We start from the raw sequence: 18,387 nt of genomic DNA on the forward strand, positions 1-18,387 counted from the left end.
CCAGTTAACGCAATACGATTAAAACAATAGGATATTGACCTGATTTATTTTTAATATTTAGCATGATTTTGGTATCATGCATCATAAAACATTTATAGTTAAATAAAATCTTGATAAGGCAAAACTATGCAAATCTATTTTGGGTTTATACCAACGGATGCACTTAACAAACAAATAGACACCAATATCCAAATTATGGGCAGCGATGCAGATGGTGACTACAACTTATATCGAGATGAGGTTACCAAGCAAATATCACATGAACTATTGGATAACCTGCTCACCAAAATGTTGGATTTAATTGCAGATAAAGCACGCCGCACCAAAATGCAAAAGCTAACAAATGCCATACATACTGCGATAGACACGCTACTTAAACATATATTGATTAACCTACCAAATGAAAAAGTTGTCGATACCTATTTTTTTATGAAAGATAAATGCTTATTTATTGATAACGATGGTAATAGACGAGTTGGCTTTCAATTAAGCAGTCAAGATGCAGAAGCTGTTAAGTTGGGATTGCAACATGCAACAAATTCGGCAGATCCACACCCGCACTTACAAACCGTCATGGATATTTTAATACGTGCAAACTTAGAGCATTTTGTTGTCGATTTTAGCAAGCACTTACACCTTGGTATGATAAAACGTAAAGCCATACCTATAGCTGAAGCTGCCGTTAACAAAGCCAGCCAAGCTGCTATCCATAAATTGCTGCCTTCTATGGATAATGAGGCTTGTTTAAGGCTAACTAACCACTTTGCCCAGTTTGTGGTGATAAAAGATGAGTGAATATCACAAGGATTACTCTAACTATGATGGTATATAATTTTTTGGCATGTTAAAATACACCAAAGTAAATACATGAGTTTTAAAATATGTCTCAAATTAGTAACCAAAAAATTGAAGAAACCTTACGCAACTCTGAGTGCTTAATTAGCTCAATTGAAGTTGCTGCTGCATACGAGCGTTTAGCCGCGCAGTTAAACCTACATTATGCAGGATTAAATCCAATTGTTATGGTGGTTATGAATGGTGGGCTTATCCCAGCAGGTCAATTGCTAACCCACCTTACCTTTTTCCATCGCATGCACTATATCCACGCCACTCGTTACCGTGATAATGCAGGCAGCGACGACTTGGTTTGGAAATTTAAACCAGATGTTAATATTACTGGTGAGCACATTCTGTTAATCGATGATATTTTTGATGAAGGTATTACCTTAAAAGCCGTGGTAGATGAGTTGAAAAAAGAATCACCTGCCTCTATCGACTGTTGTGTACTGTTAAACAAAATTCATGACAGAAAAGTTAAAGATTTTGATGTTGATTTTGTTGGCTTGGATGTAGAAGATAGATATGTTTATGGCTGTGGTATGGATTTTCATGGCTATTTACGTCACATGCCAGGTATTTATGCCATTAAAGAAGAAGCATTGAAATAATTTTTCTTTTTTTAAAAGCATTAAAAAAGCGGTGAGTATAAATTACTCACCGCTTTTTATTTATCACTTTATGTATATTAGATAGCCTGCTCTAATGCAGATAATGCCGCTTTAAGCATGGCAGAAATCGTACTTGCACAAGTACCAATACCAGAGTAGATATTGCCACCCACGTTTAACTGAATATAAGCAGCAGCATTGGCATTCGTTTTGTTTTCTGCATCGCCACTGATGGCATGTTCTGCATAGTTAGTAACATGTATTGGCTTATCCGTGTGCTTAGCCAAACCATCAATAAATGCAGATAAAGAACCATTTCCTGTACCATTGATTTCTAACAAATCACCATCCAACACAATTTGCCCATTAAAGCTAACAATAGACTCTTTATTATTAACGCTATAATCTTTAAGCTGTATACGATCTTGTTGCAAATAAGTTTGCTCAAAAATTTGTAAAATTTCATCTGTTTTCAATTCACGTGCAACCGATTCAGCTTGAGATTGAACAACCTTACTAAAGTCAATTTGTGTCCAACGTGGTAAGTTAAAGCCAAAGTCACGTTGTAAAATATAAGCAACACCACCTTTACCTGACTGACTATTAATACGCACCACATCTTGATAACCACGACCAATATGCGTAGGATCAATTGGCAAGTAAGCAACATCCCAAATGTTTTTAGTTTCTTCATGTGAAGCATTGTAATCAAGCGATTTTTTAATGGCATCTTGATGAGAACCACTAAATGCCGTAAACACAAGCTCACCAACATAAGGATGACGTGGGTGTACTGGTAACTGATTACATTCGCTAACAACCTGTACAATTTCACTGGCATTACTTAAGTCTAACTGTGGATCAACTCCTTGGCTGTACATGTTCATTGCCATCACAAAGATATCCATGTTGCCTGTGCGCTCGCCATTACCTAACAAGGTACCCTCAATACGGTCAGCACCTGCCATTAAGCCAAGCTCTGACGCTGCAACGCCGCAACCTCTGTCATTATGGGTGTGCAAACATACACAAATATGCTCACGCTGTTTTATATTACGGCAAAAATACTCTACTTGATCTGCAAAAACATTGGGCGTAGATGCCTCAACCGTTGCAGGCAAGTTAATAATAACTTCCTGTCCATTTTGTGGCTCCCAAACATCAATCACCGCTTGGCAAACTTCTACCGCATAATCTGGTTCTGTTTGGCTAAAGCTTTCTGGCGAATACTGGAAAACCCAATCAGTTTCTGGATAGTCTTTTGCCAACTCTTTTAACAGGGTTGCACCATCCATGGCAATTTGTTTGATTTCTTCTTTAGTTTTTTGATAAACCTTATCTCGCTGCACTCTAGAAGTTGAGTTATAAACATGAACGACTGCCCTTTTGGCACCTTTTAAGCTTTCAAAAGTACGGCGGATTAAATGCTCACGTGCCTGCACCAAAACCTGCAAGGTAACATCATCTGGCACGTGCCCTTCTTCAATCAATTTGCGAGTAAAGTCAAATTCAACCTGAGCAGCAGAAGGAAACCCAATTTCAATTTCTTTAAAACCAACAGAAACCAGCAATTTAAAAAACTGCATTTTTTGTTCAATCGTCATTGGGTCTATCAGTGCTTGGTTACCATCTCGCAAATCAACGCTTGCCCATCTTGGGGCTTGCTCAATTTGTTTATCAGGCCAAGTGCGATCCGTTAATTTTGGTGCAAAGGCAAATGGCTGATATTTATTATTATCGAATAATGGGTTTTGTGGCTTTACTGCTGTTTGGCTCATGATAAATCCTAAACGTTATAAAAAAATCATCAAAATTTGAGGATATTATAATAACAAAGTTTGAATAGTTGAAATAAGCAAAATAGTAAATTTTTAACAGATATTTTAGATATATTGGCTATTAAATGTTATATTATTAGTTAATATCACTATAAAGATGAGAAAAGTAATGAAAGCTGTTCAAAATGATGTTTTAGAACTTGATGAAATTGATAAAAAAATAGTCAGAGAGTTAGCAAATGATGCAAGGCTCAGTATTAGTGAGCTTGCCGAAAGGGTAAATCTATCCGCAACACCCTGCTCTAGGCGGCTAAAACAGCTAGAAGATTCTGGTGTGATTACTGGGTTTCATGCCCATACAAACCCTAAAAAGCTGGGCTATCGACTCTCGTTGTATATTGCGGTTAGTATGGATAAACACACTGCAGACCGTTTTGCACATTTTGAACAAAAAGTTAGAGAATTTGATGAAGTGCTTAGTTGTAGTATTGTCACTGGGCGTACAGAAGACTATTTGTTAAAAATTGCAGTACGCGATATGAGCCATTATGAAGAATTTTTGCTCCATCGCCTAAACCGCATTGAAGGTGTTGCACAAGTGCATACCAGTTTTGAGCTAAGAGAAGTGTTTAGACGCTCCGTTTTATAAAACAGCCAAACACAAAATTTAGCGATATGGGTTTGCTATTACTCTAAAACGCCTGTGGTTATCCTATCATTACCACCATAGTCTTTAATGGTTTTAACCTGTTTAAAGCCATTTGCATTAAAGATAGCCTGCACAGATTCTGCTTGATTGTGACCATGTTCAATCGCCAGCAAACCACCATTATGCAAATAGCTTGGCGCAAAACGGACAATATGTTCAATGTCTGCCAAACCTTTGTTATCAGCAACCAAGGCTGTAATCGGTTCTGCCTTTAATTTTGTAAGATGCGCATCTGAGGCATCAATATATGGCGGGTTAGAAACAATCACATGATACTTTTGCTCAGTTGATAATGCGTTATACCAACTAGAATGCACAAACTCAACATTACTTACGTTATTAAGTTGAGCATTTTTTTTAGCCACTGCCAATGCTTGGTTGCTTAAGTCTACCGCGGTTAGTTGCCAGTTACTACTAGTACTCTTAGCTTTAGCAAACTCATGCCCCAAACTAATGGCAATACAGCCTGTACCCGTTCCCAAATCAAGTAATTTAGCAGGACTTACAAATCTATGGGGTTTGATCCAGTCGAGTACAGTTTCTACCAATACCTCAGTATCTGGACGTGGTATCAAGGTGTGTTCATTCACCATAAATTCAAGCGACCAAAACGCTTGCTTGCCTATAAGCTGTGCAAGTGGTATGCCTGATTGCATTTTATCAATACCTGTATTAAATGCTATCAACTCTTCCTTTGTCAGCTCATAGGTGGCATCAGTAATCAAAAAGCTGTTTGGCTTAGCTAAAACCTCAAGCAGCCAATCTATTACCCAATGTTCTGGTAAATGGTAGCCACCATTTTTAATTGTTTGTTTTATTTGTTCTATCTTCATATCAATAATACCAAGCGATTAAAATACGCCTTGTATTATAGCTGAATACAAGGCGTAATATTTTTAAGAGCGCGTATAAAACCAAAGTAGACGTTAATGATTAACTTTCATTTGGTTGTTCGCCCGTGGTATCGTTTTCACCAATTTGTAAGTTTTTATCCACCAAGTAAACCAGCAATAAAATTGGCACCCCAATTAAACAACAAAAACTAAAGAAAAAAGGATAACCCATGTTATCAACAATTGTACCAGAGTAACCGCCTAAAACTTTAGGCAACAGGGTCATTAGCGATGAAAAGATAGCGTATTGAACCGCAGTAAACTTAATAGAAGTTAATGCCGATAAAAAGGCAATAAACACGGCACTGGCGAGACCTGCCGCTAAATTGTCGCCTATCACTGCAATATACATGGCGGTCACATTACCAGGGAAGTAAGTTAACATCACAAACAACAAGTTAGTAATACAAGCTAAAATCGCCCCTATCATCATAGTACGCATAATTGGCATACGCTGAGCAAGCAAACCACCTAAAAAACCACCCGCAATAGTTACCCAAACACCCACCAACTTAACAGCCGTTGCAATTTGTGTTTTACTAAATCCCATGTCTTGATAAAACACATTTGAGATAACGCCAGCAACAATATCAGAAATACGATACAGTCCGATTAATGCCAATAATAACAAAGCTTTTTTACCATATCTGTTAAAAAAGTCGGCAATTGGTTCAACCCAAGTTTGTTGGGCAACTTCTTTTTTCACTAATCCCAATTGCACCATAACCCAGCCAGCAAAAAAAGCAGCAACCAAACCAGAAAGCATGTGTACTATTTCAATCAAAAATTTATAAACAGCACCATCTACTTCTGGCAGTACTTTTCCAAAGTATATAAATGTTGATACAAAAGCAATAACCGAGATAAAGAACACAGCAACCAATCGAGCATAATCTGATGCTGGACGTTCAAGCTGTTTTTGCGCATTTTTTGGTTCATAGATAAATAGAGTAGTTAAAACCCCTATGCCCATCACGCCAGCCATTATCCAATAAGTATTTCGCCAAGCTTCATAACTATATGCTGTTTCTGTAGAACCAAAAAAATCTGCTAAATATAACGCACCTGCACCCGCGACAATCATGCCTATGCGATATCCAGTGGTATACATTGCAGACAATATTGGTTGTAAAGATGGCGGAGCAAGCTCAATACGGTAAGCATCAATGACAATATCTTGTGTGGCAGATGAAAACCCTAGCAAAACCGCACCCATTGCCATAACTGTAAGTACCGATTCACTGATGGGGTTAACACTTGCCATAATTAAAATAGCAGCAATTACCCCTATCTGAGCAACCAACATCCATGCTCTACGTCTACCAAATAATTTCGTCAAAATAGGTAATGGAACAGCATCAATTAACGGCGCCCAAATAAACTTGAATGAATAACCCAGTGCTGCCCAACTAAACATCGTTACCACACTGCGGTCAATGCCAGCCTCACGTAACCATAAAGATAAACTTGAGAAAATAAGTAAAATGGGTATACCAGCAGCAAAGCCTAAAAATAGCATAATAATGGCTCTGTGGTCTAAATAGGCTTTTAAAGATTCACCCCAAGATTTTTTAGGGGCAGTTTGGGTAGTTGATGACATAGCTACTCCGCTATTTTGTAGAAATTAAAACCATATGTTACTCGATTATCATAAATTTGACTAGCGACTGTTATATTATGCAAAATTGCAAGCTATCCTATTTATTTAAAACATAAAAAAACACCTAAATGCAGTGCATAGGTGTTTTATCATATGTATTTGATAATCTATTGAGTTAGACCGCAATGGCTAAACCTTCAACCTTGTTGGCATGATGCTCATCTAATAAATCTTGTACCATAGGCTCACAGCAACCACAACAATTGGCAACATCTAGGGTGTCTTTTAATGCGTTCATAGAATCAACGCCAGATGCCATTGCATTTTTAATTTGTTTGTCTTTTATGTCTTTACAAATACAAACGTACATTTTGTGACCTATATAAAAAATTCTTAAAATCTATTTAGAGTTTAATAGAATGATTAACTCCCGTTAATCTTTTTCTATATAATAGCGAGAATTGTTCGTATTTACAATACCTTTTATTAATTATTCTTTAAAAGAGCTGATTCCTAGTTGTTAATCAACTGTGTAGAACAAAAGTAACTAGTCTGTTTGATTAACTCGTTTCATCAGTTCTTCAGCCGTTTCGACACGTTCAGAATATCTATCCACTAAATACTCGGCATTATCACGAGTAAGCAAAGTAAACTTCATCAATTCTTCCATCACATCAACAATGCGTAAATAGTAGCCTGATGGCTTCATTCTATCGTTATCATCAAACTCATTCCAAGCTTTAGCAACGCTAGACTGGTTAGGTATGGTAATCATACGCATCCAACGCCCTAATACCCGCAACTGATTAACCGTGTTAAACGACTGTGAGCCACCGCAAACTTGCATAACCGCCAATGTTTTACCCTGTGTTGGGCGAACCGCCCCATCAGACAAAGGGATCCAATCAATTTGCGTTTTCATTACCCCTGTCATGGCACCATGACGCTCTGGAGAGCACCAAACCATGCCCTCACTCCATTTAACCAATTCACGCAGTTCTCTCACTTTTGGATGCAACTCATCAAGGGTTGCTGGCATGTGTGCAGGGTCATCACATAAAGGTAACCCACTGGGATTAAATATTTTAACCTCTGCCCCCATTGCCATTAAAATACGAGCAGACTCTTCTACTACCAATCGGCTAAACGACCGCTGACGCAATGAGCCATAAAGCAGTAGAATTTTTGCCCGATTGTCATTAGTTAATGATTTAAAACTATGAAGGCTTGGCGTTTGAAACAAAGCGTCATCGACGTTAGGCATCGATAAATCTTGCAGTGCTTGCCCGTTAATATCTGTTGTTTTTGTCATTTATTCCTATATTCCTTTTATATTTTTATACTTAATCTAACCATGCAAAACTAACCTATTAACTGTTTAAATGCTTTAATTTGCATATCTTTTGGCAAATCAGCAATCTTTAACAAATTATCTACCCTACTTTCAATGGTCGCGATCACTTGTATAAAGGCTTTCTCTGCTTGTGGGTTTGCCTCGCCATTTTCGGCAAGTTTTGATGGGTCAATTAACCCCCAATGCAATTTTGGCGTGTTACCTAGCCATAGTGGACATGCCTCTCCTGCTGCATTATCACAAACCGTCACGACCACATCAGGTTCAAAACTTTTTCCGTCGTATGTCAGCTCATTCCAAGATTTACTGTACAAGCCCTCGGTGTTATAACCTGCTTGATTAAGGTATTTGATACTCAGTGGATGTACCTGACCAACTGGCGAACTACCCGCACTCATCACTTTTATTTTATCGCCAGCTTTTTGCCGTGTGATTGCTTCTGACAACACACTACGGCAACGGTTGTGTGTGCAAATGTATAAAATGTTCATTATGTTTCCTTTTTGCTTACTTATTTTTATATAATTGCTAATTTCTAAAACTAACCCAGCAGATTTAACCAAAGTGCTAAAGCAACTAATGTTGCTGTTAACACCGGCAGTGTTAAAACCAGTCCCACTTTAAAATAATAACCCCAAGTTACCTGAATGTTTTTTGTAGCAAGCACATGCAGCCACAATAAAGTTGCTAACGAACCAATAGGCGTTATTTTAGGACCCAAGTCACAACCAATGACATTTGCAAATATCATTGCTTCTCTCACTAATCCACTCGTTTGTGTACTTTCAATAGCCAGTGCCTGTATAAGCACGGTTGGCATATTGTTCATTATAGAAGACAGTATTGCAGATAAAAATCCCGTACCAACTGTGGCAACCAATATCCCCTGCTCTGCAAAACTGTTGAGTAAAATAGTTAAGTAATCTGTCAGGCCTTGGTTTTTTAAGCCATAAACAACCAGATACATACCAAGTGAAAAAACAACAATTGCCCAAGGTGCATTTTTAATTACTGGCACAATTGATAACTTTTTACCCATATTTGCCACTAGTATTAATATCATCGTCCCCACGCCTGCAATGGCACTTATAGGCACGCCCATCGGTTCAAGCACAAAAAAGCCTACTAACAACAATGCCAACACCGCCCAACCAGTAATAAAGGTCGGCTTATCAACAATAGCAGACTGAGGGGATTCTAATTCTGCCAAATCATAATTTTTTGGGATATCTTGACGATAAAAAAAGTACAGCACCGCCAAAGAGACAAAAACAGACACCAAATTTACCGGAATCATAACCTCAGCATAGCGATTAAAACTCACATCAAAAAAATCTGCCGAAACAATATTGACCAAGTTTGATACCACCAAAGGTAAACTTGCTGTATCGGCTATAAAGCCTGCCGCCATAATAAACGCCAAAGTGGTCGCTGGGCTAAATCTTAAACTTGTTAAAATTGCTATCACAATTGGGGTCAAAATCAGTGCTGCGCCATCATTTGCAAAAAATGCCGATACCAATGCTCCCAATAACACAACATAAACAAACAGCTTGTTAGCATTGCCCCCTGCAAGCCTTGCCACATGTAAGGCAATCCAACGGAAAAACCCCGACTCATCTAACAATAAGCTAATGATAATAATGGCAATAAAAGCAAAGGTTGCATTCCAAACAATACCCCACACTATCGGAATATCAGACAATGAAACCATGCCAAAAAGTAGGGCTAAAATTGCCCCTACGGTTGCTGTCCAACCTATCCCCAACCCTTTTGGTTGCCAAATAACAAACAACAAAGTAACCAAAAACAAAATCATGGCGATTAACATATCGATACCTCTAATACGCACACATAATATCTAAGCATTGTTTAAATCAATGGACTTAAAGCAAGTGATAAATTTGTGCTAATATAAATGCATTAAGACTTAACATGCTTATATTTTAACAATATATTCAGGAATGTAAATATATGAATAGATTGATTGCAACTGATTTTTTTAAAGCTTTAGGCGATACGACCCGCCTAAAATTGGTTATCGCCTTACGTGATAAAACCGAAGATACCTCACAAACATGTAACAAAGATGACAGTTTAAATCCACAAAGCATGTGTGTTTGTGAGCTAACCGAATTACTTGAACAACCACAACCTACAATATCTCGTCACTTAAACCACCTAAAGCGAGTGGGCATTTTAACGAGTCAGCGTCGTGGTACTTGGATGTGGTATGGCATTAATCAAGACTTACCTAAGTGGTGTAAACAAGTTATAAATGAAGTAGAATTTATCGATGACTGAGCTTGCTACTAACAACCATCAACAGCCGCTACAAATTTTGTATCAAGACGAGCACTGTATTGCAATTAACAAACCTGCCGGTATGCTGGTACATCGTAGCTGGCTTGCAAAGCATGAAACCACTTTTGTATTACAAACCTTAAGAGACCAAATTGGGCAACTGGTTTATCCCGTTCATCGGCTAGATCGCCCTACCTCTGGCGTTTTACTATTTGCATTAAACAGTGAAAGTGCCAAACATTTTTCGCAAGCGTTTGAGCAACATCAGGTGCATAAAACTTATCTAGCCGTTGTGCGTGGTTATATGCCTACTGAGCAAGGTAGTATTGACTATCCGTTATCCGTCATCCGCGATAAAATTGCAGACAAACACAGTATTGCCAATACAGATACCAAACCAGACCAACCTGCACAAACGGACTGGCAGTTAATTGATAGTACCGAGCAACCTTTTGCTGCCCGCGCTCGTTATAAAACCTCTCGCTACAGCCTGATTAAACTATGCCCGACCACTGGGCGTAAACATCAACTACGCCGGCACTTAAAGCATATATTTCATCCAATTATTGGCGATACCAGTTATGGTGACCATCACCAAAACCGTGCCATACGAGCGCATATTGGCGTGTCACGATTGATGTTGCATGCACACACGTTAACTTTTACCAATATTGATGGCGAGCGAATAACTGCACAAGCTCAAGTTGATGAAGATTGGCAGAAAATGTTAGAGGATTTTAATTGGAAATATCATTTTTAATAAACAACTGTACACTCAACTAAATTCTAGGTATAATTGAAAAAATTTGTTACAATATATCTAACAAAACTACTCCTAATAACACAATTTAGTACTTCAGGCGATAACCCATGGATATTAAAAAAATACGTACCCTCATTGAGTTGATGGAAGAAAAAGAGCTCGTTACACTGGAAGTATGCTCAGGTGATGACAAAGTTAGTCTAACTCGTTACTACGAGCCCACTCCAACTGTTGTTGCAAGCCCTCAACCAAGTACAAACATGGTTAGCGAGGCTACAACCAGCAACGCCGTGCCACAACCAACAGGCAGTGTTGAAAGCTCGCCAATGGTTGGTGTGTTTTATTCTGCTCCTAGCCCAAATGACCCACCATTTGTGCAGGTTGGTCAAAAAGTGCAAGCGGGTGATACTTTAGGGATTATTGAAGCCATGAAGATTATGAACCCACTTGAAGCAACACAAAGTGGTGTGATTGAAGAGATACTAGTAAAAAATGGCGATGTTGTAGAGTTTGGGCAACCAGTTATCCGTTATAAGTCTTAATCAAATTCATATTATTTGATAGATTTTACAAAATAGGGATAACAAAAAATGATTAAAAAACTGTTAATTGCAAACCGTGGTGAAATTGCACTAAGAATTGTGCGTGCCTGTAAACAATTGGGTATTAAAACTGTTGGTGTCTACTCTACTGCTGATAAAGACTTAATGCACCTTAAGTTTGTAGATGAAGCGGTATGTATCGGCGCACCCAACGCCACCCAAAGTTACCTAGATATCAATGTTATTTTAACCGCTGCTGAGGTGGCTGGTGCTGATGCGATTCATCCAGGCTACGGGTTTTTATCCGAAAATGCCGAGTTTGCAGAACAAGTTGAAGAAGCCGGGCTTACTTTTATCGGTCCTCATGCCGATCATATCCGCTTAATGGGTAACAAAGTTTCTGCCATTAACGCAATGAAAAAAGCTGGCGTGCCCACTGTACCAGGTTCTGTAGGCGCAGTTACCCTCCATAATGCCGAAGAACAAGCCAAAGATATTGGATTTCCACTATTAGTTAAAGCCGCATCTGGCGGTGGTGGACGCGGTATGCGTTTAGTCGAACATTATGATGAGCTCATTAGTCAGGTACAGGCTGCCAAACAAGAAGCTGAGGTAAGCTTTGGTGATGACACGGTTTATATGGAGCGTTTTTTAAAGAAACCTCGCCATGTCGAAGTACAAGTGTTGGGCGATGGTAACGGTAATGCCATCCACTTATTTGATCGTGACTGCTCATTGCAGCGCCGTCATCAAAAAGTATTAGAAGAAGCACCAGCGCCAAGTATCCCTGATGATGCACGCACCCCGATTCTCGACGCTTGTGTGAGAGCTTGTGAACAAATAAAATATCGTGGTGCTGGCACGTTTGAGTTTTTATATGAAGATGGTGAGTTCTTTTTTATCGAAATGAACACGCGTGTACAGGTTGAACACCCAGTAACAGAAATGATTACTGGCATAGATATTATTGTAGAGCAACTAAAGATTGCTTCTGGTTATGGTTTATCTTATCGTCAAGATGAAATCACCGAAAATGGGCACGCTATTGAATGCCGTATCAACGCAGAAGATCCACAAACCTTTATGCCTTGCCCTGGAACTGTAGAACAATTTTTTGCACCAGGTGGTGCTGGTGTACGCTTTGACTCGCATCTTTATCAGGGTTATGCCATACCAACATTTTATGACTCTATGATTGGTAAACTCATTTGCCATGCCCCAACACGCAAACAAGCTTTAACCAAAGCGGTTCATGCGTTAGATGAGTTAATTATTAACGGTATTAAAACCAATATACCACTGCATCGTGACATCATTTTATCCGATGAACAATTTAATGAAGATGCACAAAATATCCACTATTTAGAAAATCATCTACTCAATACCGAGTCTTAATTACATCAAGTTTATATAACGCCATAAGAGCAATGCAAACATTGCTCTTTTTTGTGTTAATGTATGCACAACCGCTTTGCTTTATCATAAATGACTTTGTTTTGATTTAAGTAAAAAGGCGATTGTAGCTTACATTACTCACATTTAACTCACATTTGTTACTGAGCATGACTAACAACATTAATAAAAAATCTAATCCATCTTCTAAAAAATTGCATCCTAGAAGTTTGCATAAAAATAAGTATGACTTTAATCAGCTAATTAAAGTATTACCAGAGCTTGCAAAGCATACCAAACCAAATCCAGCTGGTGAAATAACGATTGATTTTAATAATAACGAATCTGTTGTTTTGTTAAACAAAGCATTGCTTAAATTACATTATGATATTAATTTTTGGGATATCCCAACGGGCTATTTGTGTCCACCAATCCCTAGCCGTGCCGACTATGTTCATCATCTTGCCGATTTAATATCTGACAATGATAAGATTAAAGTAGGCAAAACGGTAAACATTTTAGACATTGGTACTGGCGCAAATGCTATTTACCCCATTATCGGTGCGACAATCTATGGCTGGAAATTTACCGCATCGGATATTAATCCAATTTCTATTAAAACAGTCACTGCCATTAGTCAGCTCAACAAAAATCTCGCTGGGCTTATAAAACCAATTTTACAAAAAAATCCAAATGCTATTTTTGATGGTGTGATTGCCCCCACAGATTATTTTGCGGCAACCATGTGTAACCCACCCTTCCATGCAAGTGCTGAAGATGCAACTTTTGCAAATGTTAATAAACAAAAAAAACTAGCTAAAAACAAGACAAAAAAGTCTGGTATACACAATAAATCTGTTATTAAATCACAACTTAATTTTGGGGGCCAAAATGCAGAACTTTGGTGCGCTGGTGGCGAAATTAAATTTTTAACACAAATGATTAATGAAAGTGTTAAATACAAACGCCAAGTGGGCTGGTTTACAAGCTTAGTCTCTAAAAAAGCAAATGTTGCTGCCCTCAAAAAGCTATTACAAAAACGGCAAGCAAAAAATATTAAAATTATTACCATGCAACACGGTCAAAAACAAACCCGCATTATTGCATGGCAGTTTTAAGCATCCATACTACCACTCTATTTTTATTTGTGTGCCTACTGCAACTAAGTCCATAATTTCATCCATCTCATCATTGCTAACAGCAATGCAACCATCTGTCCAATCTCGTTGTTGGTTTATTTTGGTAAGGTGTGCTAATCCGTTCATTTGTCCATGAATCATGATTGCACCACCTGGGCTAACACCTAATTTTTTTGCAACCGCTTTATCTTGTGGATTTGGATAGCTAATATGAATGGAGCGATGAGCGATTGAATTTTCATTTTTATAATCCAAAAGGTAAGTGCCTTCGGGTGTTTTTTCGTCTCCTTCTTGTTGTTTATGCCCTTTTGGATTGTCACCAAGTGAGATATGATAGTATTTGACAACCTGATCTGATTCATCCAACAAAAACATTTTGCGTGCAGACTTATCTACAAATACCTGAGCTACCTTTTTTTCACTCATATTCTTAACAAGGCGGCCTTTGTAATAAATAGGGCTAACAACTGCCTTATCATCAATTTTATGCGTTTTATCCGCACTCAATTTATAACTTTTTAATGGCATTACCCAAAAAGCCGTAAAACCAGCCACACTGAGCAACAAACTATATTTTAAAAGTTTAGCGAACATAAAAAACCCTTATAAACTTAACCATAAGGGTAGCTTATAAGGGCATTGCATATTTTTAATGCAAATTTAATGAATTATCGATGGATTTTAAACTAAAGGTTGATTACTAACGATAATACCATTGTTGTCAGCATATAAATGCATACCAGAGTTTAAAGTTAAATCACCAAAACTAATTTCAATATCTGTTTGACCTTCGCCACGTCTTGTTGATTTACGAGGGATACAACCCAATGCTTTTACGCCAATGTTCATTTGTGCCATATCATCAACATCACGCACACAACCGTATACAACAACACCCGCCCAACCATTATTAATGGCTGATAAAGCAATCATATCGCCAAGTAAAGCACAGCGCATCGAGCCGCCACCATCAACAACCAACACTTTACCATTACCGTTAGCATCTTTACCATCAGAGTTTAACAGCTCTTTAACACGGCTGTTGTCTTCAAAACATTTAACGGTAACAATCTCACCACAAAACTTGTTATTACCACCATAATTATTAAAAAACTTTCCTTCAATATTTGGTAAGCAAACTTGGCATTCTGGATTTGCATCCAATAAATCACAAGTAATAAAGTTGTCTTTTGTCATTTCACTCATAATAATCATTCCTTAATTAAAGTTGCTGAGGTTTGGTGTCATGATTTTTTAATGCCAAAGCAGTCACAAAATTTAATGCTTAATTTTTGTCATTGCCAGCATTTGTTTATTTGTAATCACCACAGGCGTTTCACTTTCATAAATACGCTGCCTGTTAATTCTATGATAATGTTTGTGTGCAGTCATCGCAATGGCAATCGCAACCCGTTTGGCCGTTATTGGGTGGGCGCTTACTTTTTCAGAAACCAGAGGTGAGATTAACCTAAAAGCAGTTTGAGATATTTTTTCTATTGGACGACCTTTATGGCTGCCGAGTAACAATGACGGCCTAAAGATGTATAGTGTTTCAAAATCAAGCTGTTTGACATCTTCTTCTATTGTGCCTTTAACTTGATTATAAAAAAAACGACTCTGCGTGTTTGCACCCATCGCAGATAACAAGAAAAAGTGTTTAACCCCTTTTTGTTTACAAAAATTGGCAAATTGCAAATTATAGCCATGATCAATACGTTTAAACTCTTCTTCACTGCCTGCTTGTTTTTTTGTAGTACCAAGGCAGCTAAATGCATCTGTGTTTTCATCCATGTCAATACTAGACATAGTTTCTGCCAAATTAACAAAGTCATTAATTTGATAAACTCTCATACTCGAGCTAATAAACTCTGGAGGGCGACGAGTAATCACGGTCACCTTATCATAAAGGGAGGCAAGCTCTTTTATTAATTTTCTACCGACTAATCCTGTCGCACCAATAACAATGGCTTTTCTTTGCATAAAAATCCAAACTAAAAATATATACAATAATTTTACTACTATTGTAATAAAATAACACTTGGATAGCTACGAAATAACCTTTTCAAAAGATTTCAAATTGTGTCATTCTAATCGTTACACCCTTAAATATCTTTTAACACTGTTGTTATAGCTGTAAGTATTTGATATACTACTGCCTTTAATTTTATAGTCAAATAAATTCTTTGATATATCATGTGTTTATTTGAAACTAACTGTCACTGGTGTTTAATTATTCCCAGCATCAGGGCATCATCAATACCCTTTTTCGCTTTAAGTCTCAGAAAGCTGTAAAAAGTAAGTTTGATACTGTTTACTTATTATTAATTGCTTTATGGCAATTTAATTTAAATTTTATTTTTCTCAAGGAGATGCTCGTGGCAAACTCTGCACAAGCTCGTAAACGTGCCCGTCAAAACACCAAACGTCGTCAGCTAAAAGCTTCACAACGTTCTATGGTTCGTACTTACATCAAACGTACTATCGCTGCTATCGAAGCGAAAGACTACGCTTTAGCAACCGAAGCTTATAATAAAGCTGTACCAGTTATCGACCGTATGGCAGATAAAGGTGTAATGCACAAAAACAAAGCTGCTCGTCTTAAGAGCCGTTTAAACAAAGCAATTAAAGCGTTACAAGCTTAATTTTTAGCTTTGTAAAAAAAGACCTTAAACATTTTTTGTTTAAGGTCTTTTTTATGCCAGCAGTCTTTTTTTGCCCACTAAGTTGTTTATGGCAGCCAAGTTAGCCAGCAAAGTGTTTAGGCAATGTTGTATGGCAAAATCCTGCCTCTACATAAGCTGTAATTAAGTCGTTTATAGGACGTTCGTATAGTTTTCCACGCCATATAAAGTGAACCTTGGCATCTTTAATGGGTTTGTCATCAAACCATAAAAACACCCCTTCCATCATTTTAGGCCAATCATTCCAATCAATTTGAGGTACATCCATCATCACTGCAAGAAAAGCAGATAAAAGGGTGTCATGACTCACAGCCAATGTTAAATGACTTTGTTTGGGTTGATGTTGGTAAAACAATGAAATTAAATCTAATCCACCCTGATGCGCATTTTTAATACCTGCCATTTCTCCAGATAAGAACATGTTAATAAAGTTTAGCGCACCCACTTCTTTAAATACCTTACTGGTTAACTCTGGCTCTATAACCAAGCTACCTGGCTCAACTAGCAAAGATTGTGTTGTGATTTTTTTTGATAGTCCTGCACCCTCTTGCATGAGTTTTGCTGTTTCCATACAACGAGGAATCGGGCTTGATATGCTATCGGCATCTAACGAATAAGCTAAATGCGTTGCTAACCATTTACCCCAAGACTTTGCAAGTATTTTACCTTTGGGTGTCAGTGCAAGATTATAGCTAGCAAAACCATTACCATCAGATAATTGGCGTAAAGAATGTCGGGTAAATAAAATGAGTCGTTTATTTTTTGGTAACAGTTTAACAGAGGTCACCATACTTTCTGGCAGGTGGGCAGGGATAGGAAACTGATTTTGTGGATGAGCGTCAACAATGTCCATAACCGCCTCCGTTAAATTGTAAAATATCTATATGTGTGAAAAATAAGTCTAGTAGGTCAAGTAATAAGAATGGCAAATATAAATCATATTAAAACATATTATATTTATTTTAACTATACTTCAACTACCTTATCCCAAGCAAACTCAATACCCGTTGTTCTTGCTTCCCCTGGATAAGCTCTAGGATTAACAATCACCCGAGTGTTGCCAATTGTATAGTCAAATGCCTCATGTGTGTGCCCATGTACCCACAGCGAGGGTGACCAATCTTGCTTCATCCACTCACTAAAATCGGTCACAAACGCAGCATTGCTAGGAAAATCAGCATATTTTTCGGCAATTGATAATGGTGATACGCTGTGGTGTGTCATTACCACCACTTTTTTACCTTCGCTATGGGCATTTAATAAAGCTTGCTTTAGCCATGCGCGATGTTGTTTATGGATATCGATAGATAGCTGCGGCGTAAACATATCTTCCCCTGCTTTAATATCTCGATAATCTCTCATAAACTCTAATGCTTTATCAATAGTATCTTCCTTCACCTTATATTTATAATCTGTCCACATTGTGCAGCCAAGTATGGTTATTTCATCATTAGCTGTTTTAATATCAAGCGCTTCACACTGTAAAAACTTTAACCCTGTTTGCGTTTGTACCATAAAATTATCACACTTTGCTAAAGCTGTATCAAACGTTAATACATCTTCACCAAAATATTCATGATTTCCGGCAATCGTTACAACAGGTTTACCCAGTCTATTGGACTCTTGCGCAAGCCACTTGATACCCATATCAGAATTTGAGGTATCTCCTGCTACCAAAATAACATCAGCCTCTGTTTGAGGGATTTCTCCTATTGGATAACCTCGACGGCTATAGCTGTCAATGTGTAAGTCACTTAAGATTTGTAGTTTCATCTTTTGGCAAT

21 protein-coding genes are annotated in these 18,387 nt (G+C 37.8%); 9 read left to right on the top strand and 12 right to left on the bottom strand.

Annotation, left to right across the window (positions count from 1 at the left end):
* Positions 1 to 126: 126 nt before the first annotated feature.
* On the top strand, positions 127 to 795 hold the full coding sequence (locus tag VH441_RS02970) for a hypothetical protein (protein ID WP_434354002.1): 669 nt from the start codon (positions 127 to 129) through the stop codon (positions 793 to 795).
* An 86-nt stretch (positions 796 to 881) separates the two neighbouring features.
* Positions 882 to 1,448, top strand: coding sequence for a hypoxanthine-guanine phosphoribosyltransferase (locus VH441_RS02975; RefSeq protein ID WP_434354003.1), 567 nt, complete (start codon positions 882 to 884; stop codon positions 1,446 to 1,448).
* Positions 1,449 to 1,525: 77 nt separating this feature from the next.
* On the opposite strand, the gene leuA is transcribed toward VH441_RS02975, so the two are convergent.
* Positions 1,526 to 3,226 (bottom strand): 2-isopropylmalate synthase, encoded by a 1,701-nt coding sequence (gene leuA / locus VH441_RS02980; protein ID WP_434354004.1) that lies wholly within the window; start codon positions 3,224 to 3,226, stop codon positions 1,526 to 1,528.
* A gap of 169 nt (positions 3,227 to 3,395) precedes the next feature.
* On the opposite strand from leuA, the gene VH441_RS02985 reads away from it, so the two are divergent.
* A complete protein-coding gene (locus tag VH441_RS02985; protein WP_434354005.1) occupies positions 3,396 to 3,875 on the top strand; it encodes an Lrp/AsnC family transcriptional regulator in 480 nt (159 codons plus the stop codon).
* A gap of 38 nt (positions 3,876 to 3,913) precedes the next feature.
* Here VH441_RS02985 and prmC read toward each other — a convergent pair whose 3' ends face one another.
* The 6 genes from prmC to VH441_RS03015 all read right to left on the bottom strand — a co-directional run bounded on the left by prmC (position 3,914) and on the right by VH441_RS03015 (position 9,613).
* Entirely contained in the window at positions 3,914 to 4,768 is an 855-nt protein-coding gene (gene prmC / locus VH441_RS02990; RefSeq protein WP_434354006.1) for a peptide chain release factor N(5)-glutamine methyltransferase, read from the bottom strand.
* 100 nt (positions 4,769 to 4,868) lie between these two features.
* On the bottom strand, positions 4,869 to 6,428 hold the full coding sequence (locus tag VH441_RS02995; protein WP_434354007.1) for an AmpG family muropeptide MFS transporter: 1,560 nt from the start codon (positions 6,426 to 6,428) through the stop codon (positions 4,869 to 4,871).
* A 175-nt stretch (positions 6,429 to 6,603) separates the two neighbouring features.
* Complete coding sequence (locus VH441_RS03000; RefSeq protein WP_434354008.1) at positions 6,604 to 6,798, bottom strand: (2Fe-2S)-binding protein; 195 nt, start codon at positions 6,796 to 6,798, stop codon at positions 6,604 to 6,606.
* A gap of 177 nt (positions 6,799 to 6,975) precedes the next feature.
* On the bottom strand, positions 6,976 to 7,740 hold the full coding sequence (gene arsH, locus VH441_RS03005) for an arsenical resistance protein ArsH (RefSeq protein ID WP_434354009.1): 765 nt from the start codon (positions 7,738 to 7,740) through the stop codon (positions 6,976 to 6,978).
* A gap of 50 nt (positions 7,741 to 7,790) precedes the next feature.
* Entirely contained in the window at positions 7,791 to 8,273 is a 483-nt protein-coding gene (locus tag VH441_RS03010) for an arsenate reductase ArsC (RefSeq protein WP_434354010.1), read from the bottom strand.
* 50 nt (positions 8,274 to 8,323) lie between these two features.
* Positions 8,324 to 9,613: an arsenic transporter gene (locus VH441_RS03015; protein WP_434354011.1), complete on the bottom strand. Its 1,290-nt coding sequence runs from the start codon at positions 9,611 to 9,613 to the stop codon at positions 8,324 to 8,326.
* Positions 9,614 to 9,756: 143 nt separating this feature from the next.
* Here VH441_RS03015 and VH441_RS03020 point away from each other — a divergent pair, with 143 nt between their 5' ends.
* The 5 genes from VH441_RS03020 (at position 9,757) to rlmF (ending at position 13,901) form a co-directional block, all read left to right on the top strand.
* A complete protein-coding gene (locus tag VH441_RS03020; RefSeq protein ID WP_434354012.1) occupies positions 9,757 to 10,086 on the top strand; it encodes an ArsR/SmtB family transcription factor in 330 nt (109 codons plus the stop codon).
* Positions 10,079 to 10,846: a tRNA pseudouridine(65) synthase TruC gene (gene truC / locus VH441_RS03025; protein WP_434354013.1), complete on the top strand. Its 768-nt coding sequence runs from the start codon at positions 10,079 to 10,081 to the stop codon at positions 10,844 to 10,846. The genes VH441_RS03020 and truC overlap by 8 nt, the downstream gene beginning before the upstream one ends.
* Positions 10,847 to 10,956: 110 nt before the next feature.
* Entirely contained in the window at positions 10,957 to 11,391 is a 435-nt protein-coding gene (accB, locus tag VH441_RS03030) for an acetyl-CoA carboxylase biotin carboxyl carrier protein (protein WP_434354014.1), read from the top strand.
* 48 nt (positions 11,392 to 11,439) lie between these two features.
* Positions 11,440 to 12,786: an acetyl-CoA carboxylase biotin carboxylase subunit gene (gene accC, locus VH441_RS03035; protein WP_434354015.1), complete on the top strand. Its 1,347-nt coding sequence runs from the start codon at positions 11,440 to 11,442 to the stop codon at positions 12,784 to 12,786.
* Positions 12,787 to 12,953: 167 nt separating this feature from the next.
* Positions 12,954 to 13,901 carry a 23S rRNA (adenine(1618)-N(6))-methyltransferase RlmF gene (gene rlmF, locus VH441_RS03040; RefSeq protein ID WP_434354016.1) on the top strand — a complete coding sequence of 316 codons (948 nt, stop codon included), beginning with the start codon at positions 12,954 to 12,956 and terminating at the stop codon, positions 13,899 to 13,901.
* A 9-nt stretch (positions 13,902 to 13,910) separates the two neighbouring features.
* Here rlmF and VH441_RS03045 read toward each other — a convergent pair whose 3' ends face one another.
* The 3 genes from VH441_RS03045 to VH441_RS03055 form a co-directional block, all read right to left on the bottom strand.
* Positions 13,911 to 14,516 carry a L,D-transpeptidase family protein gene (locus VH441_RS03045; RefSeq protein ID WP_434354017.1) on the bottom strand — a complete coding sequence of 202 codons (606 nt, stop codon included), beginning with the start codon at positions 14,514 to 14,516 and terminating at the stop codon, positions 13,911 to 13,913.
* 87 nt (positions 14,517 to 14,603) lie between these two features.
* Entirely contained in the window at positions 14,604 to 15,119 is a 516-nt protein-coding gene (rraA, locus tag VH441_RS03050; protein ID WP_434354346.1) for a ribonuclease E activity regulator RraA, read from the bottom strand.
* An 81-nt stretch (positions 15,120 to 15,200) separates the two neighbouring features.
* Positions 15,201 to 15,902 (bottom strand): NAD-dependent epimerase/dehydratase family protein, encoded by a 702-nt coding sequence (locus VH441_RS03055; RefSeq protein WP_434354018.1) that lies wholly within the window; start codon positions 15,900 to 15,902, stop codon positions 15,201 to 15,203.
* Between the two features lie 395 nt (positions 15,903 to 16,297).
* Here VH441_RS03055 and rpsT point away from each other — a divergent pair, with 395 nt between their 5' ends.
* Positions 16,298 to 16,564 (top strand): 30S ribosomal protein S20, encoded by a 267-nt coding sequence (gene rpsT, locus VH441_RS03060; protein ID WP_434354019.1) that lies wholly within the window; start codon positions 16,298 to 16,300, stop codon positions 16,562 to 16,564.
* 100 nt (positions 16,565 to 16,664) lie between these two features.
* Here rpsT and VH441_RS03065 read toward each other — a convergent pair whose 3' ends face one another.
* Positions 16,665 to 17,456, bottom strand: coding sequence for a histidine phosphatase family protein (locus tag VH441_RS03065; RefSeq protein WP_434354020.1), 792 nt, complete (start codon positions 17,454 to 17,456; stop codon positions 16,665 to 16,667).
* Between the two features lie 113 nt (positions 17,457 to 17,569).
* Entirely contained in the window at positions 17,570 to 18,376 is an 807-nt protein-coding gene (locus tag VH441_RS03070; RefSeq protein ID WP_434354021.1) for a metallophosphoesterase, read from the bottom strand.
* Between the last annotated feature and the right edge of the window lie 11 nt (positions 18,377 to 18,387).

The organism is Psychrobacter sp. HD31, from assembly GCF_051097895.1.
Lineage (GTDB): Bacteria > Pseudomonadota > Gammaproteobacteria > Pseudomonadales > Moraxellaceae > Psychrobacter.